This is a genomic window from Haloprofundus salinisoli (genome assembly GCF_020097815.1).
In the GTDB taxonomy this organism is placed as follows: Archaea; Halobacteriota; Halobacteria; order Halobacteriales; family Haloferacaceae; genus Haloprofundus; species Haloprofundus salinisoli.
The window spans coordinates 1,831,572-1,857,156 of the sequence record NZ_CP083663.1 but is presented as its reverse complement, the minus strand read 5'-3'; the positions used below and the strand labels follow the sequence as shown (position 1 = coordinate 1,857,156).

Sequence of the window (25,585 nt, the reverse complement as noted above, 5' to 3'; positions counted from 1 at the left end):
GGTCACGCCTCGGCGGTCCGCTGCGGGTTGAACTGCAGCTCGGCGCGCCGGGCGAGTTCCTGGTTCATCCAGTCGTAGTCCAGCGGCGTCTCCTCGGTGACGACGAAGCGCGCGAGCAGTCCGAAGACGTCCTCGTGGTTGACGAAGCGCGTTCGGTCGTTGCCGAGCGGTTCGAGCTCGAAAGTGTGTCGACCGGTGAACAGCCCGGGAACGCGGAGCCTGCCGACCCACTGGAGTCTGCGTTCGGGGACGACCTCGGTCACGGTACAGCGGAGCGTCGAATCCCGTCGTCCGGTGGGTTCGACGCGGATGGTCACGGTCTCTCCTTCGCTGATCTCCCCGCTGGCTTCGGTGATGTAGGGGTTCCACTCGTGGTAGACGTCGAGGTCGGTGAGCACCTCCCAGACGATCTCGGGCGGTGCCTCGATGTCGATAGCGGTTTGGATGTGTTTCATGAACTACAGACGTAGGCGCTTCGAGAGCATAAACGTCGTGTCGACGGTCGTCGACAGGGGACGAGACGGGAGCGGGCGAGGCAACGACGGCAGCGCCGACGACGGCAGTGACGCTGCTGACAGCAGTACGATTTTTGGTACTCGGTAGCCCACCACGTACTGTGAGCGCAGAGAACTCGGAGCGACCCGGAAAGTCCGTCGACGAGCTCCGGCGCATCTACGGTGACGCCGCGTCGCAGTTCGACCGCGCAGAACCGCTCGACCGTCTGTTTCTGGGTCGAAGTCGCCGCCGGTTGTTCTCGCGGGCCAGCGGCCGCGTGCTCGACGTCGCCTGCGGCACCGGAGCCAACTTCCCGTATCTCCCTGCGGGCGTCTCGGTCGTCGGCGTCGACCTCAGTCCGGAGATGCTCGAGCGGGCGCGGAGGCGGGTCGACGAACTCGGTATCGACGCCGACCTTCGGGAGGCCGACGCCCAGGCGCTTCCCTTCGGCGACGATAGTTTCGATACGGTCGTCTCGTCGCTGTCGACGTGTACGTTTCCCGACCCGGTCGCGGCGCTCGAAGAGATGGCTCGGACCTGCAAGCCCGGCGGACAGATTCTGTTGCTCGAACACGGCCGGAGCCGTGTCGAGCCGTTGGCTCGACTCCAGGACCGCTTCGCGCCGCGGCACTTCGAGCAGATGGGCTGTCGGTGGAACCAGACGCCCGAGCAGGTCGTAACGGAGGCGGGGCTCCGAGTCGACGGCGTCAGTCACCGGTATCTCGGCGTTCTCACCGAACTGATCGCCACGTCCGAGTAGACTGGCTTCGGTTCGCTGCCGGTCACGTCAGTTTCGTTATCCTGCTCCCGACTGCGTTCTCCGCCGCCGGACCCCCTCTGAGGGAAGGAGAGGTCGGAGTCCCCTCAGAGGAGAAACTGCAGTGCCCACAGCGCGCCCATCCCGATGGTGATGGTGGCGAGGACGCTCTCGGTACGCCACGCGACCGCCGCCGCGGCCGCGCCGGCGAGCAGTCGGTCGTTCGAGAGCGTCTCGGCGACTGTCGGCTCTATCGTCACGACAGCCGGGAAGACGAGCGCCGCCAACACCGCGGGCGGAACGTACCGGAGCACTGCGCGGATTCGCGGTGAGACGGTCTCTCCGGCCCCGCTTCGACCCTCTGCGGACCCGGATCCGAACAGGGCGAGAAACGAGAACCGAATGGCGAACGTCAGCACGCCGATGGCGAGAACGACGGCCCACACCGTCGTCGTCGGATACGACGTCGTCACCGACGACCACGCTCCGCGAGGAGGCCGGCGACGATGCCCACCGTCGCTCCGACGAGCAACCCGAGATTCAGCGGGAGCCCGGCGGCGACGACGGCGACGACCCCGCCACAGACGCCCGCCACCGTCGTCGGTACGTCCTTCATCGCCGGAACGAGAAGCGCCAGAAAGACCAGCGGGACGGTGAAGTCGAGTCCCCAACTGTCGGGGACCCCGGTGCCGAGGACAAGTCCGGCGACCGTCCCTAACTGCCAGACGACCCAGAGGCTCACCGCGACGCCGAGGTAGTACCAGCGACGGTCGGAGACGCCCGACGGTTCCGCGTCGGCGAGCGTCCCGTAGCGGGCGACCGAGAGCGCGTACGCCTGGTCGGTGAGAAAGTACGCCAGCACCGCCTTCGACCGGCCGGCGAGCGACCGGAAGTACGGCGCGATGGACGCGGAGTACATCAGCATACGGAGGTTGATGACGACGGCGGTGAGGACGACGACCGGGACGGCGGCGTCGCGGGCGAGCAGGTCGAGCGTCGCCAACTGCGACGCGCCGGCGAAGACGAACACCGAGAGGCCGACGGCCTGCGCGGCCGTCAGTCCGGCGTCGACGGCGGCGACGCCGAAGACGACGGCGAACGGGACGATGCCGAGAAACAGCGGCAACACGTCCCGAACACCCGCACGGAGTTCCGTGGGAACGTTCATGTACACTCTCGGAACACCCGACGTGAAACTCCTGTCTATTCGGCAACGGTCATCGGGTTCGTCCTCTCAGCGGACTGTGTGAACGGCGCTTCGGGAAACCCTTATCAGATATCTCTCCGTGGCATGAACGTCGATGACAGACCACACGTTCACGCCGATGGACCTCGCGCGCCTGCCCTCCTTTCACCACCCGAGACTCTCGCCCGACGGTGACCGGGTAGCGCTGTACTACGACGAAACGGGTCGCAACGAACTCCACCTCGTCGACCTCGACAGCGGCGAGCGCCGACGAATCACCGACGGCGAGGTACCCAGGAACGCCCGCTGGCCGGTGGCGTGGGACTCGACCGGCGAACGCGTCTTCTTCCACCTCGACGCCGACGGCGACGAGCAGAACGATATCTACGCGGTCGGACTCGACGACGGCGAGATGGCCTCGGTCGACCCGGTGGTCGAACTCGACGGGCAGGCGATTCTTGAGGACGTGACCGACGACAGTCGTTACCTGCTGTACAGAAGCGACGCGAACCAACAGATGAACGTCTACCGCTACGACACCGAGTCTGGTGAGACCGAGCAGTTGACCGAGTACGCGTTCCCGGTCGCTCTCGCCTCGTTCTCGCCCGACGGCGACCGAATCGCCTACGCGGCCAACGAGACGGAGAACCTGGAGAACTACGACGCCTACGTGATGAACGCCGACGGGAGCGAGAAGCGCAAACTCGACGTCGGCACCGTCGGCACGGAAGTCGGCCCGTCCGACTGGCACCCCGACGGCGACGCGGTGCTCGTCACCGACAACAGCGGGGACCTCGGCCGCGTCGGCGTCTACGACCTCGACACGGGCGGGGTGACGTGGCTGGGCGACGGCGAACACGAGGAGGCCGCCGTCACCTTCGGCCCCGACGGTGACCGCGTCGTCGCCAAGCGGATGCGCGAAGCCGGGACGCTTCCGGTCGTCTACGACCTCGAAACCGGCGAGAGCGAGGAGTTCGAGTTGCCGGAGGGCGTCGCCAACGTGGGCTCCTCGGTCGCCGACGACGGGACGGTGCTGGTCGCGCACACGACGCCCACCGCGCGGCCGACGCTTCTCGCGTACGACCTCGACAGTCACGAGTCTGAGGCGCTCGTCGAACCCGACTACGGGGACATCGACTCCGAGCGGTTCGTCGACGCCGAGTACGTCACCTACGAGTCGACCGACGGCCTCGACGTCGGTGCGCTGCTGTACGACGCCCGCGAGACGGCCGCCGGGACCGAGCCCTCGCCCGCCGTCGTGATGGTCCACGGCGGGCCACACTCGTGGTCGTCGAAGGCGTTCAACCTCTACGCGCAGTTTCTCGCGGCGAAGGGCTACACCGTTCTCCTCCCGAACTACCGCGGCTCCATCGGCCGCGGCCGCGAGTTCAAAAACGCCATCCACGGCGACTGGGGCGGGATGGAACAGGAGGACGTCGCCGCGGGCGCTCGCTGGCTCGCCGAGAAGGAGTGGGTCGACGCCGACCGACTCGCCGTCTTCGGCGGCTCGTACGGCGGCTACTCGACGTTCATGCAGCTCGTCCAGCGCCCGGAACTGTGGAAGACGGGCGTCGCGTGGGTCGGCATCACCGACCTCCACCTGATGCACGAGGAGGCGATGCCGCACTACCAGACGTTCCTGGAGACGCAGATGGGCGACCCGGAGGAGGATAACGACCTCTGGCGAGAGCGTAGCGCCATCGAGCACGTCGAGGTGGCGGAACCGCCGCTGTACATCGTCCACGGCGTCAACGACGCTCGGTGCCCGATTTCGCAGGCGCGCGTCTTCCGCGACGCGCTGCTCGAACGCGGCTGGTCCGAAGGTGAAGACGGCGAGTTCGAGTACACCGAGTTGGGGGAGGAGGGGCACGGTTCGACCGACATCGACCAGAAGGTTCGGGCGTACTCGTACGTCGGCGACTATCTCGACCGCCGCCTCTGAACAGTCGACTCTCGGTCGCTACAGTCCGACGACGGCCGCTTCCCTGATTTCGAGCGCGGAGTCGAACTCCTCGCGCCGGCCGCTGCGCCGGCCGAGTCGACGCAGCTGCTCCTCGTGGGTTCGCCGGAGCGCGTCGGCCTCCCGCTGATCGAGTCCGAGTCGCTCGCCGACTTCGCCCCAGTGGCCGGTCGGCACGAAGAAGGCGGCGTACTCGTCGGTCTCTGCGACGAGTTCGTAACGGAGGCGGTAGTTCTGAACCCGGCCGCCGAGGTCCGCCTGCGCTCGCGTCAACAGGCCCGGAAGCCGCTCCGGCGGGACGCTCGCCTTCGCGCCCGCGATGAGCATGACCTGGCCCTCGATAGGGACGTCTTCGATGTCGACGACGGCCGACTCGGCGTTGCCGGCGGGTTCATCGGGGTCGTGTTCGCCGTTACCGGGGGAGTCGGGCATTTCATCCACCGGCGCGCATCGCTTTCTGTGAGAACTGCTCTATCAGCGGGACGAGCGTCTCGGCGTCACCCTCGAAGACGAGCGTCACTTCGGTGATGTCGAGCGTTGGCCCGATATCGACCTTCTCCGAGGAGAGCGTCGCCTCCCAGTCGTCGCCGGCGACGCGGTCGTCTTCGACGCGTTCGCCGCCGAGATTCGTCAGATAGTGTGTGGCCAGGCGCTCAGAGATCCCTCGAAACGACTTCTCGACGGTCCTCGTCTCCCCGGTGGTGTCGCTCATCTCACCCTCCGGCGACCGGCGGGAAGACGCTCAGGGTGTCGCCGTCCTCCATCGTCGTCTCGATGCCCTGTATGTGCAGCACCTCGCGGCCGTTCTTCAGGACGTTTATCTGCGGCTTGAGCTCGCCGTTCTCGAGCAACTGGCCTTCGAGGCCGTCGAACTCCGATTCGAGCGCCGAGAGCACGTCGCCGACGACGAGGCCGTCGTCGTACTCTCGATCGATGGTCTTCTGCCCGACGGCTTCGCGGAACGTTGCGAAAAACCGGAGTTGAAGTTGCATGGTCACAGATGGTGTGGGGGCCGTAAAAAGGTGCGCTGGGCGGCAGTTCGCGTCTCTATCGCATCTCCAACGGGTCGGCGACCGAGACGTCGACGCGAGGCGAGCCCCCGTAGTCCGCCGGAGCAGGTCACAGCAGGAGACTCGCCGCCATCGCAATCAGGAAGATCCCGATAGCGGCGACGATGAGCGCGTTCGAGGCGTTCCGAACTCGCGTCGACGACGTGCGCGGGTCCGGCGTGGAGTCTCGCGTCAGCCACATCACGCCGCCGACGCCGCCGATCGCGACGAGCAGTACCGCCACCACGTACACGGTGTTGAGGATTCCAGCCATATGCGAATAGTTCGCATGCGAGACACAAAAACGGTACGGCGACCGGAGACGGTGAGCCGCGAGAGCGGCGCGGCGACCCGAACGCGACACCCACGAACTAACGCCGTGCCAACATATATCGGAGTCGATGGCGGAGTTAAAGTATGCGGATGGAACTCCGGGTGTGTAAACACTGTTTCGAGGGCGAACACGGCAACCCCCAGAAGACGGCCGTCACGAAGGATATGGTGCGCTGCGCTCGCCGCGTCCGCGAGTACAAGGACCTCATCGGTCTCGACTCGCTGTACGTGACGATGGTCGAGGAGGGCGACCCCGGCGGCGCGGAGGAGCTGCGCGCCATCGTCGCCCGCATTGAGAACGACCAGATATCGTTGTCGGACACCCAACTCGTGATGGAGGACGACGACGGCAACATGCTCGTCTACCCCGAACCGAAGGACGTCCTCGAAGTGCTGACGCGCAACATCGACCAGATAAGCCAACACACCAGACAGGACGTGACCGTCGAACTCTCCTCGGAGGGCGCGGAACTATTGTCGGCGTGAGAACGCCGAACACACCCCGCACCGAGTGAATTATCCGAACATTCCGGGCAGAAAACTTATCTGAGATTGGACGAACGCGTAGATATGTACCAAACGCCCTCCCCGACGCACGGGTACGTTCCGGTCGTCGTCGCGTTCTGGCTGTATCTCGCCGCAGCGGGCGTCTCGGCGCTCGGGTCGATGGCGCTCGGCGTCTCCGACAGCGGAGCGCTTCTGGTCTTTCTCGTCGCTGCGGTTCTCCTGCTGAAACTATTCCTCCCCGTCTTTCGACGGTTGACGCCGAGAGCGAGCCACGAAGAGTGAGTACTGCTGGTCGATGGTAACCTGAACAAAGTACGCCGGGTGGCTGAGAAACAGCTACGTCTCGTTACTTACCGTGCGAGAATCGTTCCGCGATTCTCGGCCGACGACCGAACGGAATCCTTGCGAACGTAGTGAGCAAGGGCCCGGGAGAGCTTCGCTCTCCCGCAGGGCGATGAAGCCGCCTCGCAGCGCAAAAGGTGGGCGTCGAAAAGTCGGTGTTCAGTGGTCGTTCACCTGTCCGCCGTCCGTCGCCGCCGTCGTGCGAGCCTCCTCGGCCAACTGCTTCTGCCAGCGGACGCGCAGCAGGTTACCGTACATCTGCAGCGCCATGCCGATGAACAGCACGAGGATGCCGATATTGATGCCGACAGTCAACAACAGGTCCGTCGGACCCCCGCCGACGACGAGTTCGCGCGGGACAGGGTAGCCTTCGTCGAAGATGCTCCCGACGAGAACGCTCACGATGCCGATGACGGTGAGCACGCCCATGACGTTCGTCGCCCACCCCCACGACGGCGCGAGGCCGAGTTGACTGATGCCGGTCGAGTCGTGGTCGGTGTCGGCGTGCTCCTCCGGAATCAGTTTTCGAGGGATAAACGCCTTCACCTCCACCGGGTAGAACGCCGGGTGAAAGCCGTGCTCGAAGATGTGGAACATCACACCCATCAGCATGATGACGCCGAGCAGACCGTGGAAGACGACGAACGCCATCGCCGCCGTTTTGGTGGCGAAGTACTGCATGACGCCGGTCTTGCTCCAGATGAGAAGACCGGAGATGGTCAGAAGCAGCAGTTCGACGGAGAAGATGTAGACGACGCCCTTGCCGACGTACGACAGCAGCGGTACCTCGTCGGAGTTGTAACCCGCGAACTGTCGGGCGTTCGAGTGGCGCTCGTCGGCCATCCCGAGGACGAACTTGATGTCCTGTATCATCGCGGCGATGTCGTCGGGGCCCATCAGAATCTCGCGGAAGTTGCTGCGACCGGTGCTCGTCGTCAGCATCATCAGCATCCAGAAGACGATGAGCGCGACGAGGCCGAGTCCCGCGATGCGGTGGACCGCCGTCACGCCGGTGTTGCCGCCCATCAGCGTGACGAGCCACCAGAGTTCGTCGTTGAACATCATCCCGTACCCCGAGAAGAACAGGATGAACACGTCCAGCGCCAACAGCGTGTGGAACGTCGTCGTCATCCCGGTGAACTTCCCGTGGTCCAAGTTCGTCATCGGTCGTCACCCCGTGGGTCGGGAGCGTCGTCACCGGAGTCCGAGGCCCTGCTGGAGACCGCTCGGCCGCCGTCGGCGACGGCGTCGGATTCGTAGCGCGCCGCTTCGCCGGGTTGGCGCATCCGCGAGGCCAGGCGACGGAACGCGCCCCAGTGGACGAACACCATCACGAGGATGAAGATGCCCATCAGTACGTCGGCCGCGTGGACGAACGCGATGAGGAAGTCCAGCGCCGGAATCGTGTTACCGGCGCGCCAGTCCGCACCGATACCGCCGGCTTCGACGGTTGGACCGACACGGAAAAGCGCCTCTGCGTTGAATGCGAACCCCGACGCCAACCAGACGACGACAGCGGTGACGGCGATGGCGATGACCGCGTTGACGGCGATAGCCAGCCCGCTGTAATCTCTCGTCTCGGGCAGCGAACGGTTCATTGGAACTCCCTCGCGCCCTCCTCACCGAAGATGATCTCCATCGCCTCCTGATTGAAGAACGACGCGCTGCCGCGCTTGTCGAGTTCTTCGGCTATCTGACCGGTCGTCCCGACGAGGATAGCGTCCGTCGCGCACTCCTCGGCGCAGGCCGGACCCTTGCCGACGTCCTGGCGCTCCTCGCACATCGTACACTTGTCCATCGTCCCGCCGGTGCCGAAGAGTTTCGCCGCTCCCTCGTCCGCCTCGGGGAACTGCGGCGCACCGAACGGACACGCCGACAGGCAGTACTGACAGCCGACGCAGAGGTCGTCTCTGACCTCGACGAAGCCGTTGTCCTTCTTCAACAGCGAGTCGGTCGGGCAGACCGAGACGCAGGGGGCGTTCTCGCAGTGGTAGCACTGCATCGGCACGCTCGTCTCACCGGGCGACTGGCCTTGTCTAAGCGCCTGCGCGCTGTTGGCGTTGAGCCCTGCCGCCGCCTCCTGCCCTTCGAGCATCGTCGAGATGCTGATGCGCTGTTCGTCTCGCGGGACGTCCCAGGTTCGTTTGCAGGCGACGACGCAGCCGCCACAGTCGATACACGCCTCTACGTCGGGGAAGATTCGCGCGTCCTCACCGACGCTCATGACGCCTTGGCCCATTACTTGGTTCGAGTTGTTTGTTGACATAGTATCACCTCATTGAACAGTTTTCGAGTCACGGACGTCGAAATCTTTCTGCAGGCCGACGCCATCACGGTCCTGCGGGAACGTGAGGTCGGTATCCATATTCAGCCTCTCGAGTAGGTCGGTAGTCGCCTTCTGGATTTTCACCATCGCAGGCTTCGTTTCCTGCATCTGGGTCTCGACGTCGTACCCGCGAGACGTGATGATATTCACGCTGTCCCCGATGGCGAACGGTGCCATTCCGTCGGGGTACTTCTCCTCTAGGCTCTTCCCGTGGTAGACGCCACCCCAGTGGAACGGCAGGAACGTCTCTTTCTCGTTCGGTCGATGGGTTACCCGCGCCTTCACGAGGATAGACCCCCGGTCTGTCGTCGAAACGACGACCAGGTCGCCACCGTCGATGCCGATTTGCTCGGCCAGATTCGGATGAATTTCGGCGTACATGTGCGGCTGAAGGTCGGCCAGGAAAATGTTCGAGCGCGACTCAGACCCACCACCCTGATGCTCGACCTGGCGTCCGGTCGTCATGATGATGTTCATGCCCTGCTTTTGCGCCGCCGTAGTCGCTCGTTTCTGGACCTCCGCATTGTTCTGGTCGACCCGATAGAAGTTCGTCTGCCGACCGTTCGCGGGCCACTTTTCGACCAGGTCCGGGCGCGGACTCTCGACCGGTTCGCGGTGGACGGGGACGGTGTCCAAGAAGTCCCAGGCGACACCGCGGGCACGCCCTCGACCGGTCGGTGGATCAGGTTGCTTGACGTCGTACGGCTCGTACTCCTTCGGATTGACGTCGGCGCCGCGCTTCTTGAGCTCCTTCGCAGCATCATAGGGCGATTTGTCCGCTCGAAGCGCGTACTCGTACGGAATCGAAAGCGAGTCGGGATTCGCGACATCCTTCGGCCACGCAGTGGAGAAGTTGGGGTACTCCGGAACGCCCTTTATCTCCTTGCCGCCGTACCAGTCGGGTTTGTACGGCGCTCGAAGCATGTCCAGACCTTTCTGGCCTTGCTGCTTCACCGTCTCCTTGAACGGGTACTCTTTCTGAATGCCCTTTGCATCGCTCATCTTCTGCCACTCTTGCGGCGTCGGCGCTTTCGTTCCCCAGCGGGCGCGGAAGTCTTGGCCGCCCTCGCGCGGGTCAATATCATCGCGCCAGATGATGGGCGTACCTGGATGTCCTTCACCCCAGCACGGCCACGGGAGCTGCCAGTACTCACCGCTGACCGGGAGCCCAGGCTTGTCGACCTTCAGGTCTTCCGTGCTGAACGCCCAGTCGTACTCGTATTGGCGCTGGAGACGCTCGGGGTCCTGCTGATAGCCGATGGTGCGCACTCCGAGATTGATTTCGCGGAGCGCATCCTCGTAGGTGGAGCGCCCATTGAACAGGCCGTTGCCGCTGCCCCAGTCGAAATGCTCGCCGAATCCGAGCGCGTCGGCGAACAGCTGGATAATCTCCATGTCCGTCTTGGAGTTGTGGCCCGGCGGCCGGACGGGGTTGCGCCACTGCACCGAGCGGTGGGAGTTGGTAACGGTGCCGTGGTGTTCGTACTGGCTCGACGCCGGTAATAGGATGACGCCGTCGTCGCGGTTGTGCATCACCGACGCCAACGACGGGAACATGTCCACGACGACCAGCAGGTCGAGGTTCTCCAACGCCTTCTTCTGCTTGTCCATCTCGCTGATGGAGTTCGTGGAGTGTCCGTCGTAGATGGCCGCCTTCACCTTGTTCGGCTGGTAGAGTTCGGACTGGTTCAGCCGGTCCTTCTTGTCGAGGGCTGCCTCGAACCACCGGGCGACGGTGAGTCCGCTCTGGAGCATCATCGATCGGCTGTTGACCTCGAGGCCCTCGTTCTCGAAGGTGGACTCGGAGCCGCCCTGCGCCTCGTACTTCTCCTTCGACATCATCTCGAAACGATCGTACATCTCTGACATGGAGATGCTCCCGCTGGTCCACGGGCTCTCGTTCCAGACGTCGGTCCAGTAAGCCCACGACCCCGGCGAGTCATTGGAGTAGTACCCCGGAAGGATGTGGCTGTTCGGGCCGAGGTCGGTCGCGCCCTGGACGTTCGAGTGGCCGCGCATTACCTGCAATCCGCCGCCGCTGCGGGCCGCACAGCCCGACCCGAGGCTCGTCAGCGCGTACGAACGGATGTTCTGGGTCCCGTTGTTGTGCTGGGTTCCGCCCATCGCCCACTCGATTTGGACGTTCGGCTTGTTCTCGATGATGAGGTCGCCGAGTTCCTGGATGTCATCCTTGCTCACCCAAGTGATGTCTTCGACCGTGTCGAGGTCGTATCTGTCGAGTTTGGCGTCGACGTCGGGCCACCCTTGGACTCGGTCGTTGATCATCTGCTGATCGAGTTCGCCCTGCTCGCGGAGGTAGCGGATGATCCCCATCATCAGCGCAACGTCCGTACCGGGACGGATACGGTAGAAGTGGTCAGCGTGTGCCGACGTCTTCGTGTACCGGGCGTCGACCGAGACGATCGTGCCGCCGCGTCTCTGACCCTCGAGGATGTGTTGCATCGCGATTGGGTGAGCCTCGGCGGGGTTCTGCCCGATGATGATGTCGAGGTCGTAGTTCCGGTAGTCATTTATCGTGTTCGTCATCGCACCGTAGCCCCACGTGTTTGCGAGACCGGCGACGGTCGTGGAGTGGCAGATGCGCGCTTGGTGGTCGACGTTGTTCGTTCCGAAAAGCGCGGCGAGTTTACGGAAGGCGTACGCCTCCTCGTTAGCGTGGTGGGCGCTTCCGAGCCACATGACACTATCCGGGCCGTACTCGTCGCGGATACGCAGGAGTTCGTCGCCAATCTCGCCCATTGCTTCGCCCCACGAAATCTTCTTCCACTCGCCCTCTTCGAGTTTCAGGGGGTGTTTCAGTCGTTTCGGCGAGTGTTCACTGCCGTAAATCGCTGCACCTTTCGAACAGAGCGAACCGTTGTTGACTGGGTGTTCGAACCACGGTTCCTGGCCGACGAACGCGTTGCCCTTCCGCTCGCCTTTGAACCCGCAGCCGACGGCGCAGAAGTTACAAATCGTCTTTACAAGTTCCCCTTCCGTATCTGCTCCACCCTCTTCGTCACTTTCGCTCTGAGCGAGCACCTGGCCTGTTGCGCTCCCTCCCAACGCGAGTGCGCCGGCGAGCGCGCTAGCCTTCATGAACGACCGACGGTCGAGATCCAGCGAAACGGGTTCCGAACTCATGATCTCCACCTATCTTTCAACTGCGGTGATTGTCCGCTGTTAGCTATGCACATGCTCAAATATCCAGCATGTTTAATAATGAGTGTTATGGTGGAACTGGGATACAGTCGCCAGATGTTATCGTTCCATCTATTAATCTCTCCAGTAATAGAAAATGCACGAAGCAGATGGCGGCATGAAGAAATGGCGAAAACGGTAGAACTCGCTAATATACGGTTCGGTGACGCGTTTCGGTACCGTTGGCGAACTGAACTCCGAAGGGACCGACTCAGACCGCCTTTGAATCGTGGTCTCACGGGAACACTTGGACCGCTCGCCGTAGGCTAAGCGGTGATCCGCTAGCAAAGAGTCGATTAGGTGTTGAGAGGAGCTACTCTCTCGACCGAACCGCTCGCTCGATTTCCTCCCAGTCGAATTCGATGTCACCGTCGACTTGGGCGTCGTTGATTTTGTGCGGGGCAGAGCCGTGATCCCAGAGCTCGAATCCGGCGTACGTCTGGGTTCCGACACTCGGTCGCCAACCGCTGTCTTTGTGTGTCATAGTTTAACATAGGCCGCCAGTGGTTTAGGCGTTACCCCGTCTTTCAGCGTAATTCAAGGTGGAGCCTCCGACTTCAAAGATCAAGGAGCGAACGTAGCGAGCGAGTAGGGTGGGGTAGTTCACTCGCGGCTCAACGAGCGGTCGGCGGACTCCGACTGCGGCCACCATGACCACCGTGGTTGGCTCAAGGACGTTCCACAAACCACTGAGTTCTTCTGTCAACTATCTCCCTGCAGAGATATTTCCTTTCTTTTGAATCTTGTCGGCGCGCAAAGGCTTTCACGTGTGGTAAGCTATCACACGAGTATGAACGTCGGCGCCTTTGTGTGCTCCTGCGGCGACGCCTGCGACATCGACCTCGAACGAACGCGAGACGGCGTCCGTGACGTGGACATCGTCGCCAGTTCGACGCTACTCTGTGAGGACGGCCTCCCCGCGATGGCGCAGCTCGTCGACGAGTACGAACTCGACCAGTTACTCGTTACCGCCCCGGATTCGGGCTGCCAGCGACGCTTCCGCGCACTCGCCGAAGAGAAGGGACTCCACCCGGAGGCCACCTCGTTCGTCGACCACCGCGCGGGCGCGGGCTGGGTCCACGAACGCGACGCGGCCACCGACAAGACCTCCCGGCTGCTGAACGCGCGCCGCGCCGGACTCGAACACGAGGCGGCGACCCGCACCGTCACCGGCGAGGCGGGTGACGCCGTCGTCGTCGTCGGCGACGCCGAGACGGCCGCCGCGCTCGCAGACTCCGCCGAGGTGACGCTCGTCGCCGACGGCCGCGACTTCCATGACGTCGACGCCGACCTGTCGAACGTGACCGTCGAGCGCGGGCGCGTCGTCGCTGTCGAGGGCGAGTTCGGCGGCTTCGAACTCACGCTCAGGTCCGAAGTGACAGAGGACTGCGTCTCCTGCATGAAGTGCGTAAAGGAGGGTCCCGACGGGATGCTGACGCGCTACCCCGTCGACATCGATCCCGACGCCCCCGGCGGCGAGTGGGAGGAGTGCTGCCCGACCGACGCCATCGACCGCTCGGGCGTCGAGCGAACCGTCGACGCTGACCAGGTGGTCTCTACCGACTCGCCATCCGTCGCGCGGGGCGGCCGACTCGGCTTCTACACCGGCCCCGTCGACGCCGGAACCGTCGCTGCCGTCGAGAGTCTCCTCGGCGGCGTCACGAAGCCGAAGCATCTGGACCTCGAACTCGACGTCTGCGCGGCCGGCGAGTCGAGCCAGCAGGGCTGTACCGCTTGCACCGATGCCTGCCCGCACGACGCGGTCCGGCGACCGACCGTCGACTCCGTCGAGTTCGACGAAGTGGCGTGTCAGGACTGCGGGGCGTGTACGAGCGCCTGCCCGACGGGCGCGACGATGCTCCGCGAACCCTCGAACGAGCGCCTCGCCCGCGAGGTGGAGGCGCTTTTGGACGTCGAAGAACAGGGCAGCGGCTGGTTGTTCAGCCGAGGGAAGCAGGGCATCGAGACGCCGGTCGTCGCGTTCGTCTGCTCGGAACGCGCCGCCGACGCGCTCCGCGCCTACGGTCGGCGCGCCGCCAGCGGCACCGAATTCACCTATCCCCCGATTCTCCCCGTCTCGGTGAACTGCACCGACACCGTCGGCGAAGCGCACGTCCTCCACGCGCTCGCCGCGGGGGCCGACGGCGTCGCCATCGTCGGGTGCGGCGAGAGCTGTCTGCACTCCGGACCGGACCCGAAGGCCGAACTCGTGGAACGGCTGAACCGCGCGACGACCGACCTCGGTCTCGACGAGCGCGTCAGTTTCTTCGCACCCGACCCGGACGACCACGAGTCGTTCGTCGACGACGTGAGCGCGTTCGTCGACGGCCTCTCGGAGACGCCGATTTCGGCGGGCGAACACCGCGCGACGGGCGTCGTCCGCGACGACAAGCCGAATCCGGCGTTCAACACCCACGACTGGGCGCTCGAGAGCGTTCGATCGATCGTCGACCGCACCGACCCCAACCGGGACGTGATTCGGGGCTTGGAGGCGTTCGGTCTGATGGAGGTGAGCGAGGCGTGCAACCTCACGCCGACCTGTTCGACGCTCTGTCCGACCGATGCCATCCGGCGGACGACCGACGGCGACCTGCAGTTCAGTCACGAGGACTGCGTCAACTGCGGACTCTGCGAGGAGGGCTGTCCGGAGACGGCCATCACCATCGAGACGGGTCTGGACCTCTCTCGACTCCCCGAGCGCACCGACGGTGAGCGCTGGGAGACGGTGTTCGAGGGCCAGATGGCCGAGTGCGTCCGCTGCGGCAAGCCGTTCGCCAGTATGGGTTCCATCGAGAAGGTGAAAGGCGAGGTCGGCGACGTCGTCGAAGGAATCGCGCCGAACGCCGAAGCGAGCGTCTTCGATTACTGCGGCGACTGTCGCGCCGGACTGCTATTCGAGCACGGAGGTGGTCGGTGATGGACGACGCTGCCGTCTACGACGCCCGCCTCGAACTGTTGGACTTCGTCGCCGAGGTGTTCTGGGACGTGCCCGACGAGGCGTTTCTAGCGGACCTGCTCGGCGACGGCCTCCAGTTGCCGGACGCGAAGGTGAACGAGTCGTTGGACGCGGGGTTCGACCTGCTCCGGCAGTTCGTCGCCGACAACGAGGGCCGTGACACGGCAGCGGTTCGAGACGAACTGGCGCGAGAGTACACGCGCGTGTTCGTCGGACCGCGCCCGCCCGTCCTGGCGCACGAAACGTACTACCGCGAGGATACCAGCTTCATCGGCGAGGGGTTGGCGAAAGTCGAAGCCAGTTACGCCGCCGCCGGGTGGAAACCGCCCGAGGAGTACGGCGAAGAGAACGACTTCATCGCTGTCGAACTCGCCTTTCTTCGCTATCTCGTCGAACGACAGTACCACGGAGCCGAGGAGGCGTTCGGCTACGAACGCGTCTTCCTCGACGAGCATCTCACGTCGTGGCACGAGGCGTTCGTCGACGACGTGCTCGACGAGACGGAAGAACCCCTGTTCCGGGCGGCGGCGCTCGTCTTCGCGGGTGTCGTCGAGTTCGAGGACGAACTGGTCGCGCAGATGGTCAGATGAGACTCGCGTCGCTCGGAGTGATTCGAGACGTCGGAAAGTACCGATTGTCAGCCAGCGAGTCGAGCACAAGAACGACTTGCTGAGACTCCGCCCCCCATCAGATCCGCAGAGCGGAAGGTGCTGACAATCGAATCGGGGTAAGCCTTCACCTATAGAAAACCTGATTCCATAACAGATTGGGAATCGCCCTTCGAAGGTCCGTTTTGCGCGAACCGGTCAGCGTCGGTCGGCCGCGTAGACGACGCCGAACCCCGAGACAAGGGCGAGGCCGAGAAACGCCATCGTCGCCGGCATCAGCAGGCTCATCGCCTGTTCCATCCGGAAATACCACTCCCAGGTCGCGTACGACTCGGCGACCATGGCGACGACGGCGACACCCAACACAGATAGGACGAGTCCGACGACGGAGACGACGGCGAACCGGCGGAGCACGGTGACGTAGCGGTCACGCATCGAACCACCACCGAGAGACGAAAAGCGCCGCCGTGAGCGGCACGAGCGGTACCATCAGCGCCGCGACGAAGAGGCCCATGTAGCTGATAGTCGATTCGAGGTGTATCGCCCAGTGCCAGGTCCCTTTTAGTTCGGCGATGACCGCGACGGTACCGACGACGAGCAGCGAAAAGCACAGAAGCGACGCGAGGAGGTACACCGTCGCCCGGAGGTAGTAGAGCGTGCGCTCTGCGCTCGGCGCGACGCCGGTCGCTGACCGGGAAGCGCCGCTCACGAGTCGTACTCCCCGTACGCGCGGTAGGCGTCGTACGCGACGAACCCGAGGACGACGGCTCCGAACCCGAGCGAGACAAGCGCGACCTCCAGCGAAATCGGGCCGTTGAGGCCGGTCGCGCCCTGGACGTGGAGCGGTGTCGGAAGCATCGTTATCGAGAGTTGTGCGAGCGGCCGAATAAATGTACGGTCGGTGGGAGTTTCGAACCGACGACGTGACAGTACGCCGAATGGACAGACAGAATTTTTGCGACCGGCAGCATTGAGCTACACAGACGCCGTGGTTTCACGACGCACCGCGCTCAGTCGTATCGCGGTTGCGACAGGAACTGTCGGACTCTCGGGCTGTAGTCGCCTCCTTGACCCGGCGACCGGCCCGGGCGTCGACGGACTCGCTGCCAACCCGCGAAGCGACCGCCTCCCGGACCGCCAGTTCGCCCAGACCGAGTACCTACCGACCGACGACGCGGGAAACCACCTGCAGGCGCGCTATCGGCGCATCCTGCTTTTGGACCTCCAGCGAGAGCCGTCAGTCGAGGACGCGCGGACCGTCGAGCGAGCGATGCGGACGCTCGAAGCGGCGTACGACTGGGACCACGAGGGACTGTTTCACACCCTCGCGTGGGGGACGAACTACTTTGAGCGCATCGGTGAACTCTCGCGTGTCCCCATCTCGCCGCCGCAGGTGCTGTCGCGGACCGATAAACCGAACCTCCAGTCGTTCGACGCCGCGCTCGTCTTGGAGAGCGACATCCCCTCGAACCTCGCGGCGGCCGATAACGCGCTGTTCGGCTCCCGGAACCGACTCGAAGGCGAGTCCGTCGACCAACGCCTCGGCGACGTGTTCGGCGTCCGCGGACGCCGAACCGGGTTCCTCGGCGAGGGCCTCCCGGCCGAACACGCCGACGCAGAGGGTATCCCCGCAGACGCGCTGACCGGCGAGGAACAGATGTTCATGGGCTTCTTCTCGGGGCGCAAGCGCACCCAACCCAGAGAGGGGAGCGTCGCCATCCCCGACGGACGGTTCGCCGACGGAACGACGATGCACCTCAGTCGGCTGACCGTGAACCTCCGCGACTGGTACGGGACGCTGAACGGGAGAGAGCGAATCCGACGGATGTTCTCGCCCGAGTTCACCGAAGACGACGTGGCGAACTTCACCGACGACGTGCCGTTCTCAGACCGAGTCCGCGAACACGCCCGCGACTACGACGTCGTCGGTCACCACGAGAAAGTCGCGCAGGTCCGCCGCGACGACACCGACGAACCGCTGGTGCTCCGGCGCGACTTCAACACCGTCGACGGCGGGAAGCCGGGCGTCCACTTCGTCGCCTTCCAGCGGAAACTCGACGACTTCCGGCGGACGCGGAAGGCGATGAACGGTTGGTACGTCCGCGACGACAGTTCGTCGATAACCGACCGCGAACATAACGGCATCCTCAACTTCATCCGCGTCACCTCGCGGGCGAACTTCTACGTCCCCGCGCGAAACGACCGCTCGTTCCCGCTTCTGTGAGCCCTCGCAGAAAAGTAGTCGTCGGCCGCCGCCCGCGTCACTCCGTCGGTTCGACGTCGTCGTCGAAGACCGAGTTTCTCCTTCGGTTCCCGTGAGAACACCGGTTCGCCGTCGACTTCGCCCTGGTTTATCTCCTGGGGCCGGTCTCGTACCCCCACGTGGCGTAGCCCTTGTACTCGTCCATCGCCGCGGTCGGTCGCCACCCGCTGTCCTTCTTCGCTATGTGCGAACGCCTCGCAATGTGCCGTCATAATAGGTCGTGTACGGAGCAGTGCCGCTCCGGTGAGCTCCGACGAGACGTTCACTTCGGCGGCGCGTTCGAGGGCCGCTTGGCGGCGTCGTCGAGGAAGACGCGGGCGAACAGGTCGACGTGGAGGCCGAGCACCGTCGCCTCGTCGACGCCCGCTCGCTCCGCGTGCGAGGAGAGCAACGCGGCCAACTCGTCGCTGGGTTCGTAGCGAAGTTCGCCGTCTTCGACCGCGAACTCGACTTCGTGCGCGCCCGAGACGAGGTGTTCAACCTCCAGGAGCGCCTGTTCTGCTTTCACTTCGAGGGCGTCTTCAGGGTCCATGAGGCGCGTGTCGGCCCACTCCTCGGACGCCTCGCGGAATCGCTCGCTGATCGGGACGACGAGCGTCAAAAGGACACCCCTCCTTCGTCGGCGAACGCGACGGTCCAGACCGTCTGCTCCTCACAGACCGGACAGCGCATCGTCAGCGTCGACTCGTCGAAGCGGCCGAACCGGCCGAGTTGACCGCACTCGGTACACTCGAACTGCGTCATCTCACTTCTCCGGCGGCCACGCGCTCGGTGCGGGGTCTGACTCGCCGAGTTCGCCGAACAGTACCAAGAGGACGCCGACGAAGACGGCCATCACGACGATACCGACGAGACCCCCCATCGCGCCCGCGCCGATGGTCGGTGTCGTCCACGCCAGCGGCGACTCGATGAGCGAGAACACCCGTATCGCGGTGAGTGTCAACCACGCCATCGCGGCGATGATGCCGAACGTGAGCACCCAGGATTGGCGGAAGCTGTTTCTGAGAGTCATGCTACATGCTAGTGCGTGTCGAGGTCACAAAAATTTACGTACAGCCACAGAGGACACCGAGTTTCGGCGTCGATTCGACTTCCGTCTCGGGGTTAGCGTGGCCGTCTCAGCGCTGGCACAGCCGTGGTCTCGGTTTCGGCTACGTACCTGAGCCGTCGCCGCCGTCCGCTCGGGGGTCACTGGGCTCGTCGGCCAGCGACCACCCGGCCTTCTCGGCTGCCGTCGACAGCGGGACGAACTCCCACCCGCTGTCCTCGGCGATGTACTCGTCGACGCCCGCGACGCCGACGACGGCCATGCGCTCGGCGAAGAACATCGAGTGACCGTCGATACCGGCGAGGCGCTCCGCGGGACCGGTGCCGGTGCCGTTGAAGAAGTCGACGTCGACGACGGACTCGCGCTGGAACTTGGTGATGACGTGGGCGTCCACGTCGCCGACGATGCCCAACCAGTCGGTCCACCCTTCGGCGTCGGCGAAGGCGGCCGCCGGATTCTCCAGTCGTTTCACTGCTTCGTACGTCAGCGCCATCGTCATCTCGGAGGGGCCGCTGCCGTGCGGCCCCGTAGGTTCCGGTTCCGCGTCCGCGTCGGTGTCAGCTTCCTGGTCACTGGCGCTCCCCATCGCCGCGCCGCCCGCGCCGCCACCCTCGATGGGGATACCGACCGGACTGCCGTCGTTAGTACGTGGCACGCGCGGGATGGCGCGGTGGTCGGCCCCGGTATCGGCGTCCGAGTTCACCGAGGCGGTGACGTCGTCGCCGGCCGAACTGGACGAGTCGGGTGACTCGTCGGAGTCGTCGCCCGCGTCGGCGGCGTCAGCTTCGTCGTCAGGGTCGCCTTCGCCCATCCAGAACCAGTCGCCCCGGTTCGGTTTCTCCGCGTCGCTGTCGGTCGATACGTCCAGTTCGTCGAGGTCGATGCTATCTGTCATCTCTGTCGTGTCGGTCGTCGGTGATCGCGGTCGTCTCGCGCTCCGGGTTCGCCGTCGCCGCCTCTTCGGCCAGTGTCGTCGCGTCGTCGACGACGCCTCCGAGGCCGAGTCGCTCGACTGTCGCCTGGGTCGGGTGGCCGTCGGGGCCCCACCCGCGGGTGGCGTAGTAGGCGTCGAGCAGGCGTTCGAACGCTTCGGGGTCGATGGCGCGTCCGGCGGCCGGGCCCTCCGAGAGCGGGCGACGAAGCGTCTCCGGGAGCGCGTCGTCGCTCCGGTCGAACCCCTCGCGGACGTTGAAGAGGCGGACGAGCGTCCAGATGCGCTCGCCGGTTCGGGTCAGTTCGTCGGCGTCGTGGGGCAGTCCGACCGCGTCCAACCACGCCGCACCGAGGTCGTCCCACATCGTCTCGCCGACGAAGTCGTCGGCGACGAGGCTCCAGAGCACCGAGCGAACGATCTGTGCGCCCGCGACGGCGTCGACCACGTCCGCGTCGTCCCACGCCTCGAACACCTCGCGTTCGACCGGTCTAGCGCGGCGGTGGCAGGCACCCCGGTCGCTCGTCGCGTACGCCAGTGCCATCCCGACCGCGCCGCGCGGGTCGTACGACGGCAGTTCCATCGACTTGACTGTCGGGACGAACCCGTCGCCGCCGTAGCGCGCCGCGGCTTCGGCGACGCCGTCTGCGAGCGCGTCGGCCAGTTCGCCGTCGCGCGAGGCGATTGCGGCGAGCAGTCGGCGGGCCGCCTCGTCGTCGCCGAAGCGGGCGTCGGTCTCGACGAGGTCGGCGGCGGCGGCGCGGATGGCCCACGCGACGGCGTTCCCGGCGCTTATCACGTCGACGCCGAGCCGGTCGCAGGTCTCGCCGAGCGCCGCGACGGCGTCGAACTCCTCGACGCCGAGTCCCGCCCCGAGCGTCATCGGCGCGGCCCCCCGCGGGACGCTCTCGCCGTCTTCGGTCCGGACGCGAAAGCCACCGGGGGCGGTCTCGGTGTCGCGTTCGCGTCCGACCGCAGCCTCGCGCGCCGCCTCGATGCCGATGTTCTCGGCCGAGTCGAACTGGCCGCGCTGCCAACCTTCGGTGGCGAGGACGCCGACCTCGTTGGCGAAGTCGACGCTCTCTAAGGTCTCGCCCGCGGCCTGCCAGCGGCCCGTATCGTGGTTCTCGTACTGGCGTTCGTACCGCTCGCGCAGGTCGCGGAGCGCGGACGGCACCTCGGGGGCGTCGCCGCGGGCGACGACGGCTTTCAGTCGCTTCGAACCCATAACCGCCCCCGCGCCGCCGCGTCCGGCGTGGTGGTCGCCGCCGTCGGAGGCGACGGTGGCGTAGGCGACTTCGGACTCGCCGGCCGGCCCGATGCAGGCGACGGCGGCGTCGGGAAATGCCGCGTCCGTCTCGACGGTGTCGCGGCCCCACAGCTCGTCGGCGGGCTCTATCGTCGCCGTTCCGTCTTCGACGACGAGCGTCACCGGTCTCTCGGCGCGGCCGGTGACCAGAAGTCCGAGACAGTCGCCGAGCGACCCTGCGAGGCATTCAGGGAACGACCCGCCGCTGTAGGAGTCGAGAAAGCCGCCGGTGAGCGGCGACTTCGTCACCGCCGCGTAGCGCGTCTCACCCGGGAGATACGCCGACAGCGGGCCGAGCATGAAGGAGAGCAGATTGTCGGGCCCCAGCGGGTCGACGCCGGGGGCGAGGTCGGCGTAGAGGTAGCGCGCGCCCAACCCCTTCCCGCCGAGGTAGTCGCGTCGCCACTCCTCGGGGACGCGCTCTCTCTCGACGGTCTCCGCCGAGAGGTCCACCCGCAGCACGGCGTCGCGCGTGGGAGTCGTCATCTGATTTATAAATGATTCCTCACGGCAATAAGCGTTGGCGGGGCGGTCGGCTAGACGGCGGGAGGCGGTTGACGGACGCGGCGCGTACCGGCGCAAGAAGCATGCTCCGTCGTCTCGAACCGCCACACATGCGCACGGCAGTCATCGTCGCCGGCGGTCGTTCGACCCGCTTCGGCGACGCGGACAAAGCGACCGCCGACCTCGCGGGTACGCCGATGATTCGCCGCGTCGGCGACCGACTCGCGGGCGTCGTCGACTCTCTCGTGGTGAACTGCCGCGCCGACCAGCGCGCGGCGATACGCGACGCGTTCGAGGGATATCCACATCCGGTCTCCGCCGCCGAGGACGAGACGCCCGACGAGGGGCCGATGTCGGGGATCCGAACCGGTCTTCGGGCCGTCTCCGGCGAGTACGCCGTCGTCGTCGCTTGCGACATGCCCTTTGTCGACCCCGATGTCGTCTCGTACCTGTTCGAACGCGCCGAGGGCCACGACGCCGCCGTGCCGCGATTAGATGACGAGTGGTTTCAGACGACGCACGCCGTCTACCGGGCGGACGCGATGGCCGACGCCTGCGACGCGGCGCTCGAAACGGGCGCGCGGAAGATTATCGATCCGCTGTTCGAGTTGGACTACGTCGTCGTCGACGAGTCGGAAGTTTCTGAGCACGGGAGCTTGCGAACGTTCGAGAACCTGAACACGCGCGAGGAGTTCGAGAAAGCGGCCGCGGAGTTGGCGGGAGAGTAGCCCGAGTCCGAGGGTTCGCCGAGAGACGTCACAGGAGTGACTTTTATTACCGACCCGCGAGGCGGTGAGAGCATGCGATGCCGCCAGTTCCTCGCGTCCGCCGCCGCTCTCCTCCCCGCTGCGCTCGGTGGGTGCGCCACCCTCCCCGGAACCGACGTAATGAGCGGAAACGGACAACCAGCGGTCGCCTACGCGCCGACCGCCAGCGTCGATATGACCGCCGTCGGCGACATCGATGTTGCCGAACGAACCACCTACGAACTCGGGCCGCTGGACGCCCCACAGCACCGCTTCGTCGCCGATGTCGTCGAGAACGGGCCGACGACGACCGAGGGGACCGAACCGGAGATTCCGGCCGACGTGCTGGCCGTCTACGACGGGAGCGTCTATCGGCTCGCCCAGACAGTCGAGAATCGCCGACACGCGACAGCGTACTCCGTCCTCATCGACATCGTACAAGGAGCGGTCGAAGAGGACGATATCGTTCAGTTCGGCGACCTACCGGCGGCCGACCGCGAGGTGTTCGCCGCCCGCGGCTTCGACGAGGGCGAGATAATCGGCATCGGGACGGGACTCGTCTACACCGACGAGCAGCGCGATGCGTCGGCGCTCGTCCCGGAACCCGAGCGCACGGTCATCGTCTGGGAAAACGGCGAACGGGCACGGTTCAGCGTGAACGGTTCGCACGAGGTCGAACTGAAGACGTACCGGTACACGGCCGAGACTGTCATGGAAGACGCCGCGGCGTACGGCCGAGAAGTCCGCGAGTCGCACGAGTTCTCGCTGTCGGGGCTCTCGTCGGCCGAGCGGTCCGTCGTCGATGAGGCGGTCGAGTCCGAGCACGGATACACGGTCCCGCACGACGAGTCGCCACCGGACGCGCTCGTCTCGCTCGTCGACCGGTTCCGGCCGCAGGACCCCGTCGAAGGCGGACAGAACGGGCGCGTCAGCGGGTCGTACCTCGTCCGGTACGACGATACGGTCCACTGGACGAGTCTCTACCTGAACGAGAGCGCCTTCGAGAGTCGAGAAGACGACGCGTCGAACGAGAGCGCGTCGTAGCCCGTCGAACAGTCGTCTTCGGCGGGACTACTCCACCACGTCGACGACCGGACGCTCCTCGTCGAGTAATCGAGTGAGCACCACCCGCGCGACCCGATCACCAGCGCGCTCCAGCACCGTCTCCGCGACGTCCCGGGCGGCCGCCACATCGGCCTCGGTGTCGACTTTGTTCACGACCGGAACCGCAGTCGCTTCTTCGGGAACTCGCTTCAACCCCCCGTCGTCGCTGGCGAGCACGGCCGCAACCGTTTCGGCCGTAATCGTGTCACCCACGTTGATGCCGGTAATTTCGGCGACTCGCTCGGGTCGGTGCACCAGCTTCTCGTCTAGGGGTTCGCCGACGACGTGCGCACTGGCGATGGGGAGCACCGTCGCCGTCTCGTCGGGAATCTGCGGTTCGCGGTCGCTCGGGGCTTTGAAATCGCGCATCCGCGCGCCGTCGGCTTTCACGAGCACCGGTCCGTCGTGTGCCGCGGCGAGGCTATCGAGGAGTTCGTTCTCGTAGCCGTGATACCGTATTTCGTCGGCCTGACCGGGAACGAGGCCGAGCGGAAAGTCGTCGGGCGCCGCTTCTTCGAGGGCGGCGAGCGGGTCGTCGGTGACGACGACTTCTTCGACGTTCTCTTCGAGCGACGGTATCGGGATGCGGACTGACGCGGTGACGACGGCCCGGTCGAGACGCGACGCGAGGGCGTACATCGTCGTCTTCTTGCCGCCCGCGCCGACGACGCAGCTCATCCCCTCCCGCGCGGCGAGTGCGTCGGCGAGCTGCATGGGCCGCTATCGCTTCCCGAAGCGGATGCCGTCCTCGACGAGACGGTGGTTCCGCTCGCGGTCGATCTGCTCGGTCAGCCAGTCGATCTCGTACAGTTGAAGCATCAAGTCGGCGTGGAGGTTTCGCCACGCGATGGCGTAGATGGGCGATTGACCCCACGCGCGCAGTTCGGGGACGAACTCGTCGTAGCGTTCGAGCTGCGACTCCAGTCGTTCGAGCGAGTCGGTGACGTACTCGGCGGCCTCGGCTTCGTCCGCTGCCTGATCGATAGCGCGGTTGATGCGTGACTCGATACCGTCGACCGCGCGTTGCATGTCCTGGGCGGCGGCGTCGCTGTCGTCCGGCAGTGAGTCGAGGATGCGACGCGGGACGCCGAGTGAAACGTGCTCCATGGCTCGGAGTCGAGCGGCCGCGTCTAAAAAGCTGGCTTGTCGGCCATCGTTTCAGACCTCCCAACTGTCGTCGAACGGGAGGGTATCGGGCGCGGTGCCCGAGTTCGGGCGGTCGTCAGGCCTCACCCCGTCGAGGAGTTCGGCGCGTTCTGACTGCCGTCGCGCAGGGTGCGACGGAATCGGTGGTCCGCCAGCGACTCCCAGATGTCGTCGGCCGTGCATCGAGACCCGCTGCCCGCCGGGGGCAGGTGGCGGCGAGAACCGCCCGACCCGTCGCTCCCCGCGACGTCCGACGGTTGTCCGCGCGTCTGCCCCCACGTCTCGCATTCGAGGACGTCGGAGCGGGCGGTCAGATGGTCGGCCAGCGCGGCGATGCGCACCGGAATCTCGGTCACCTCGTACTCGCGTTGTTTCGGGTCGGCGGCGGTGTTTATCCACTCCATCGCCTCGACGAACGCCGCGATAGCAGACGAGCGGGTCTGCGTGAAGCCGAGAGTCGTGGTGCTCGTCGCCTCGCCCGCGCTCTCACGACAGTACAGCTCCCACTCTCTGTTCGGGAGCCGAACGGCGTGCAGCGAGAGCCGCCATCGCTCGGGGACGAACTTCACTTCGTCGTCCGAGAGCGTCTCGCACATCCAGCCGTTCGGAACGATGATGTCAGTGGTCGTAGCGACCATCTTCGATCACCCCGTAGGTACGCACCGCTGCGGTCGGCGCGGTCGCCCCCGCGGGACGACTCGAAACGGTACCCTGCTTGTGGAGATCGCTGCCGTGGATTTGGATCGTTGACATGGCTCGTGCGTCGGCCCGGTCCGGAGGCCCGGTTCCGGTGTCCGTGACCCGACGGATGAAT

General features: G+C 65.5%; 33 protein-coding genes. 9 read left to right on the top strand and 24 right to left on the bottom strand.

The annotated features are described in order from the left end of the window. Positions 1-2 precede the first annotated feature (2 nt). The gene (locus LAQ73_RS09820) at positions 3-455 is read right to left on the bottom strand and encodes an SRPBCC domain-containing protein (protein ID WP_224268110.1); all 453 of its coding nucleotides are present in this window, start codon (positions 453-455) and stop codon (positions 3-5) included. A gap of 161 nt (positions 456-616) precedes the next feature. Between LAQ73_RS09820 and LAQ73_RS09815 the strand changes: the two genes are divergently transcribed. Then, complete coding sequence (locus LAQ73_RS09815; RefSeq protein WP_224268109.1) at positions 617-1,255, top strand: class I SAM-dependent methyltransferase; 639 nt, start codon at positions 617-619, stop codon at positions 1,253-1,255. Positions 1,256-1,359: 104 nt separating this feature from the next. On the opposite strand, the gene LAQ73_RS09810 is transcribed toward LAQ73_RS09815, so the two are convergent. Beyond that, entirely contained in the window at positions 1,360-1,725 is a 366-nt protein-coding gene (locus tag LAQ73_RS09810) for an AzlD domain-containing protein (protein ID WP_224268108.1), read from the bottom strand. Further along, the gene (locus LAQ73_RS09805) at positions 1,722-2,420 is read right to left on the bottom strand and encodes an AzlC family ABC transporter permease (RefSeq protein ID WP_224268107.1); all 699 of its coding nucleotides are present in this window, start codon (positions 2,418-2,420) and stop codon (positions 1,722-1,724) included. Before LAQ73_RS09805 ends, LAQ73_RS09810 begins: the two co-directional genes overlap by 4 nt. Before the next feature lie 133 nt (positions 2,421-2,553). On the opposite strand from LAQ73_RS09805, the gene LAQ73_RS09800 reads away from it, so the two are divergent. Then, positions 2,554-4,380, top strand: a complete 1,827-nt coding sequence (locus LAQ73_RS09800; protein ID WP_224268106.1) for a S9 family peptidase — start codon at positions 2,554-2,556, stop codon at positions 4,378-4,380. A gap of 18 nt (positions 4,381-4,398) precedes the next feature. Here LAQ73_RS09800 and LAQ73_RS09795 read toward each other — a convergent pair whose 3' ends face one another. The 4 genes from LAQ73_RS09795 to LAQ73_RS09780 form a co-directional block, all read right to left on the bottom strand. Continuing rightward, positions 4,399-4,830 carry a DUF8048 family protein gene (locus LAQ73_RS09795; RefSeq protein ID WP_224268105.1) on the bottom strand — a complete coding sequence of 144 codons (432 nt, stop codon included), beginning with the start codon at positions 4,828-4,830 and terminating at the stop codon, positions 4,399-4,401. Between the two features lies 1 nt (position 4,831). Next, positions 4,832-5,110, bottom strand: a complete 279-nt coding sequence (locus tag LAQ73_RS09790) for a MoaD-like domain-containing protein (protein ID WP_224268104.1) — start codon at positions 5,108-5,110, stop codon at positions 4,832-4,834. A 1-nt stretch (position 5,111) separates the two neighbouring features. Continuing rightward, positions 5,112-5,390 (bottom strand): ubiquitin-like small modifier protein 1, encoded by a 279-nt coding sequence (locus tag LAQ73_RS09785; RefSeq protein ID WP_224268103.1) that lies wholly within the window; start codon positions 5,388-5,390, stop codon positions 5,112-5,114. A gap of 127 nt (positions 5,391-5,517) precedes the next feature. Continuing rightward, complete coding sequence (locus tag LAQ73_RS09780) at positions 5,518-5,721, bottom strand: hypothetical protein (protein ID WP_224268102.1); 204 nt, start codon at positions 5,719-5,721, stop codon at positions 5,518-5,520. A 143-nt stretch (positions 5,722-5,864) separates the two neighbouring features. Between LAQ73_RS09780 and LAQ73_RS09775 the strand changes: the two genes are divergently transcribed. Then, on the top strand, positions 5,865-6,266 hold the full coding sequence (locus LAQ73_RS09775; RefSeq protein ID WP_224268101.1) for a hypothetical protein: 402 nt from the start codon (positions 5,865-5,867) through the stop codon (positions 6,264-6,266). 84 nt (positions 6,267-6,350) lie between these two features. Then, a complete protein-coding gene (locus tag LAQ73_RS09770) occupies positions 6,351-6,569 on the top strand; it encodes a hypothetical protein (protein WP_224268100.1) in 219 nt (72 codons plus the stop codon). Positions 6,570-6,788: 219 nt separating this feature from the next. Here LAQ73_RS09770 and LAQ73_RS09765 read toward each other — a convergent pair whose 3' ends face one another. From LAQ73_RS09765 to LAQ73_RS09745, 5 genes are all read right to left on the bottom strand, one after another. Further along, positions 6,789-7,793: a cytochrome b/b6 domain-containing protein gene (locus tag LAQ73_RS09765; RefSeq protein WP_224268099.1), complete on the bottom strand. Its 1,005-nt coding sequence runs from the start codon at positions 7,791-7,793 to the stop codon at positions 6,789-6,791. Beyond that, positions 7,790-8,227: a hypothetical protein gene (locus tag LAQ73_RS09760; RefSeq protein ID WP_224268098.1), complete on the bottom strand. Its 438-nt coding sequence runs from the start codon at positions 8,225-8,227 to the stop codon at positions 7,790-7,792. Before LAQ73_RS09760 ends, LAQ73_RS09765 begins: the two co-directional genes overlap by 4 nt. Then, positions 8,224-8,895 carry a 4Fe-4S dicluster domain-containing protein gene (locus LAQ73_RS09755; RefSeq protein WP_224268097.1) on the bottom strand — a complete coding sequence of 224 codons (672 nt, stop codon included), beginning with the start codon at positions 8,893-8,895 and terminating at the stop codon, positions 8,224-8,226. Before LAQ73_RS09755 ends, LAQ73_RS09760 begins: the two co-directional genes overlap by 4 nt. 9 nt (positions 8,896-8,904) lie before the next feature. After that, positions 8,905-12,099 carry a formate dehydrogenase subunit alpha gene (locus LAQ73_RS09750; RefSeq protein ID WP_224268096.1) on the bottom strand — a complete coding sequence of 1,065 codons (3,195 nt, stop codon included), beginning with the start codon at positions 12,097-12,099 and terminating at the stop codon, positions 8,905-8,907. Between the two features lie 370 nt (positions 12,100-12,469). After that, the gene (locus LAQ73_RS09745) at positions 12,470-12,640 is read right to left on the bottom strand and encodes a hypothetical protein (RefSeq protein WP_224268095.1); all 171 of its coding nucleotides are present in this window, start codon (positions 12,638-12,640) and stop codon (positions 12,470-12,472) included. Between the two features lie 306 nt (positions 12,641-12,946). On the opposite strand from LAQ73_RS09745, the gene LAQ73_RS09740 reads away from it, so the two are divergent. Next, on the top strand, positions 12,947-15,073 hold the full coding sequence (locus LAQ73_RS09740) for a hydrogenase iron-sulfur subunit (protein ID WP_224268094.1): 2,127 nt from the start codon (positions 12,947-12,949) through the stop codon (positions 15,071-15,073). Beyond that, positions 15,073-15,702 (top strand): TorD/DmsD family molecular chaperone, encoded by a 630-nt coding sequence (locus tag LAQ73_RS09735; RefSeq protein WP_224268093.1) that lies wholly within the window; start codon positions 15,073-15,075, stop codon positions 15,700-15,702. The genes LAQ73_RS09740 and LAQ73_RS09735 overlap by 1 nt, the downstream gene beginning before the upstream one ends. A 216-nt stretch (positions 15,703-15,918) precedes the next feature. Here the strand turns inward: LAQ73_RS09735 and LAQ73_RS09730 are convergent, their stop codons facing one another. The 3 genes from LAQ73_RS09730 to LAQ73_RS09720 are packed head-to-tail and all read right to left on the bottom strand — an operon-like array spanning position 15,919 to position 16,578. Beyond that, a complete protein-coding gene (locus tag LAQ73_RS09730) occupies positions 15,919-16,155 on the bottom strand; it encodes a hypothetical protein (RefSeq protein WP_224268092.1) in 237 nt (78 codons plus the stop codon). Next, positions 16,148-16,429 carry a hypothetical protein gene (locus LAQ73_RS09725; RefSeq protein WP_224268091.1) on the bottom strand — a complete coding sequence of 94 codons (282 nt, stop codon included), beginning with the start codon at positions 16,427-16,429 and terminating at the stop codon, positions 16,148-16,150. The genes LAQ73_RS09730 and LAQ73_RS09725 overlap by 8 nt, the downstream gene beginning before the upstream one ends. Beyond that, positions 16,426-16,578: a hypothetical protein gene (locus LAQ73_RS09720; RefSeq protein ID WP_224268090.1), complete on the bottom strand. Its 153-nt coding sequence runs from the start codon at positions 16,576-16,578 to the stop codon at positions 16,426-16,428. Before LAQ73_RS09720 ends, LAQ73_RS09725 begins: the two co-directional genes overlap by 4 nt. 130 nt (positions 16,579-16,708) lie before the next feature. Here LAQ73_RS09720 and LAQ73_RS09715 point away from each other — a divergent pair, with 130 nt between their 5' ends. Next, positions 16,709-17,944: a DUF7405 family protein gene (locus LAQ73_RS09715; protein WP_224268089.1), complete on the top strand. Its 1,236-nt coding sequence runs from the start codon at positions 16,709-16,711 to the stop codon at positions 17,942-17,944. Positions 17,945-18,245: 301 nt separating this feature from the next. On the opposite strand, the gene LAQ73_RS09710 is transcribed toward LAQ73_RS09715, so the two are convergent. From LAQ73_RS09710 to LAQ73_RS09690, 5 genes are all read right to left on the bottom strand, one after another. Further along, positions 18,246-18,584 (bottom strand): hypothetical protein, encoded by a 339-nt coding sequence (locus LAQ73_RS09710; RefSeq protein ID WP_224268088.1) that lies wholly within the window; start codon positions 18,582-18,584, stop codon positions 18,246-18,248. Then, positions 18,581-18,727, bottom strand: coding sequence for a hypothetical protein (locus LAQ73_RS09705; RefSeq protein WP_224268087.1), 147 nt, complete (start codon positions 18,725-18,727; stop codon positions 18,581-18,583). Before LAQ73_RS09705 ends, LAQ73_RS09710 begins: the two co-directional genes overlap by 4 nt. 1 nt (position 18,728) lies before the next feature. Next, positions 18,729-18,995, bottom strand: a complete 267-nt coding sequence (locus LAQ73_RS09700) for a hypothetical protein (protein WP_224268086.1) — start codon at positions 18,993-18,995, stop codon at positions 18,729-18,731. A gap of 139 nt (positions 18,996-19,134) precedes the next feature. Next, positions 19,135-19,926 (bottom strand): DUF7124 domain-containing protein, encoded by a 792-nt coding sequence (locus LAQ73_RS09695; RefSeq protein WP_224268085.1) that lies wholly within the window; start codon positions 19,924-19,926, stop codon positions 19,135-19,137. After that, a complete protein-coding gene (locus LAQ73_RS09690; RefSeq protein WP_224268084.1) occupies positions 19,916-21,757 on the bottom strand; it encodes an aldehyde ferredoxin oxidoreductase family protein in 1,842 nt (613 codons plus the stop codon). Before LAQ73_RS09690 ends, LAQ73_RS09695 begins: the two co-directional genes overlap by 11 nt. Positions 21,758-21,885: 128 nt before the next feature. On the opposite strand from LAQ73_RS09690, the gene mobA reads away from it, so the two are divergent. Both mobA and LAQ73_RS09680 read left to right on the top strand, forming a co-directional pair. Then, a complete protein-coding gene (mobA, locus tag LAQ73_RS09685) occupies positions 21,886-22,503 on the top strand; it encodes a molybdenum cofactor guanylyltransferase (RefSeq protein ID WP_224268083.1) in 618 nt (205 codons plus the stop codon). A gap of 72 nt (positions 22,504-22,575) precedes the next feature. After that, positions 22,576-23,565 (top strand): hypothetical protein, encoded by a 990-nt coding sequence (locus LAQ73_RS09680; protein WP_224268082.1) that lies wholly within the window; start codon positions 22,576-22,578, stop codon positions 23,563-23,565. A 27-nt stretch (positions 23,566-23,592) separates the two neighbouring features. Here LAQ73_RS09680 and yqeC read toward each other — a convergent pair whose 3' ends face one another. From yqeC to LAQ73_RS17625, 4 genes are all read right to left on the bottom strand, one after another. Next, a complete protein-coding gene (yqeC, locus tag LAQ73_RS09675) occupies positions 23,593-24,339 on the bottom strand; it encodes a selenium cofactor biosynthesis protein YqeC (protein ID WP_224268081.1) in 747 nt (248 codons plus the stop codon). A 6-nt stretch (positions 24,340-24,345) separates the two neighbouring features. Then, positions 24,346-24,732 carry a DUF7971 family protein gene (locus tag LAQ73_RS09670; RefSeq protein WP_224268080.1) on the bottom strand — a complete coding sequence of 129 codons (387 nt, stop codon included), beginning with the start codon at positions 24,730-24,732 and terminating at the stop codon, positions 24,346-24,348. Positions 24,733-24,854: 122 nt separating this feature from the next. Further along, positions 24,855-25,409, bottom strand: coding sequence for a hypothetical protein (locus LAQ73_RS09665; RefSeq protein WP_224268079.1), 555 nt, complete (start codon positions 25,407-25,409; stop codon positions 24,855-24,857). Further along, entirely contained in the window at positions 25,390-25,524 is a 135-nt protein-coding gene (locus tag LAQ73_RS17625) for a hypothetical protein (protein ID WP_255634750.1), read from the bottom strand. Before LAQ73_RS17625 ends, LAQ73_RS09665 begins: the two co-directional genes overlap by 20 nt. Positions 25,525-25,585: the final 61 nt, after the last annotated feature.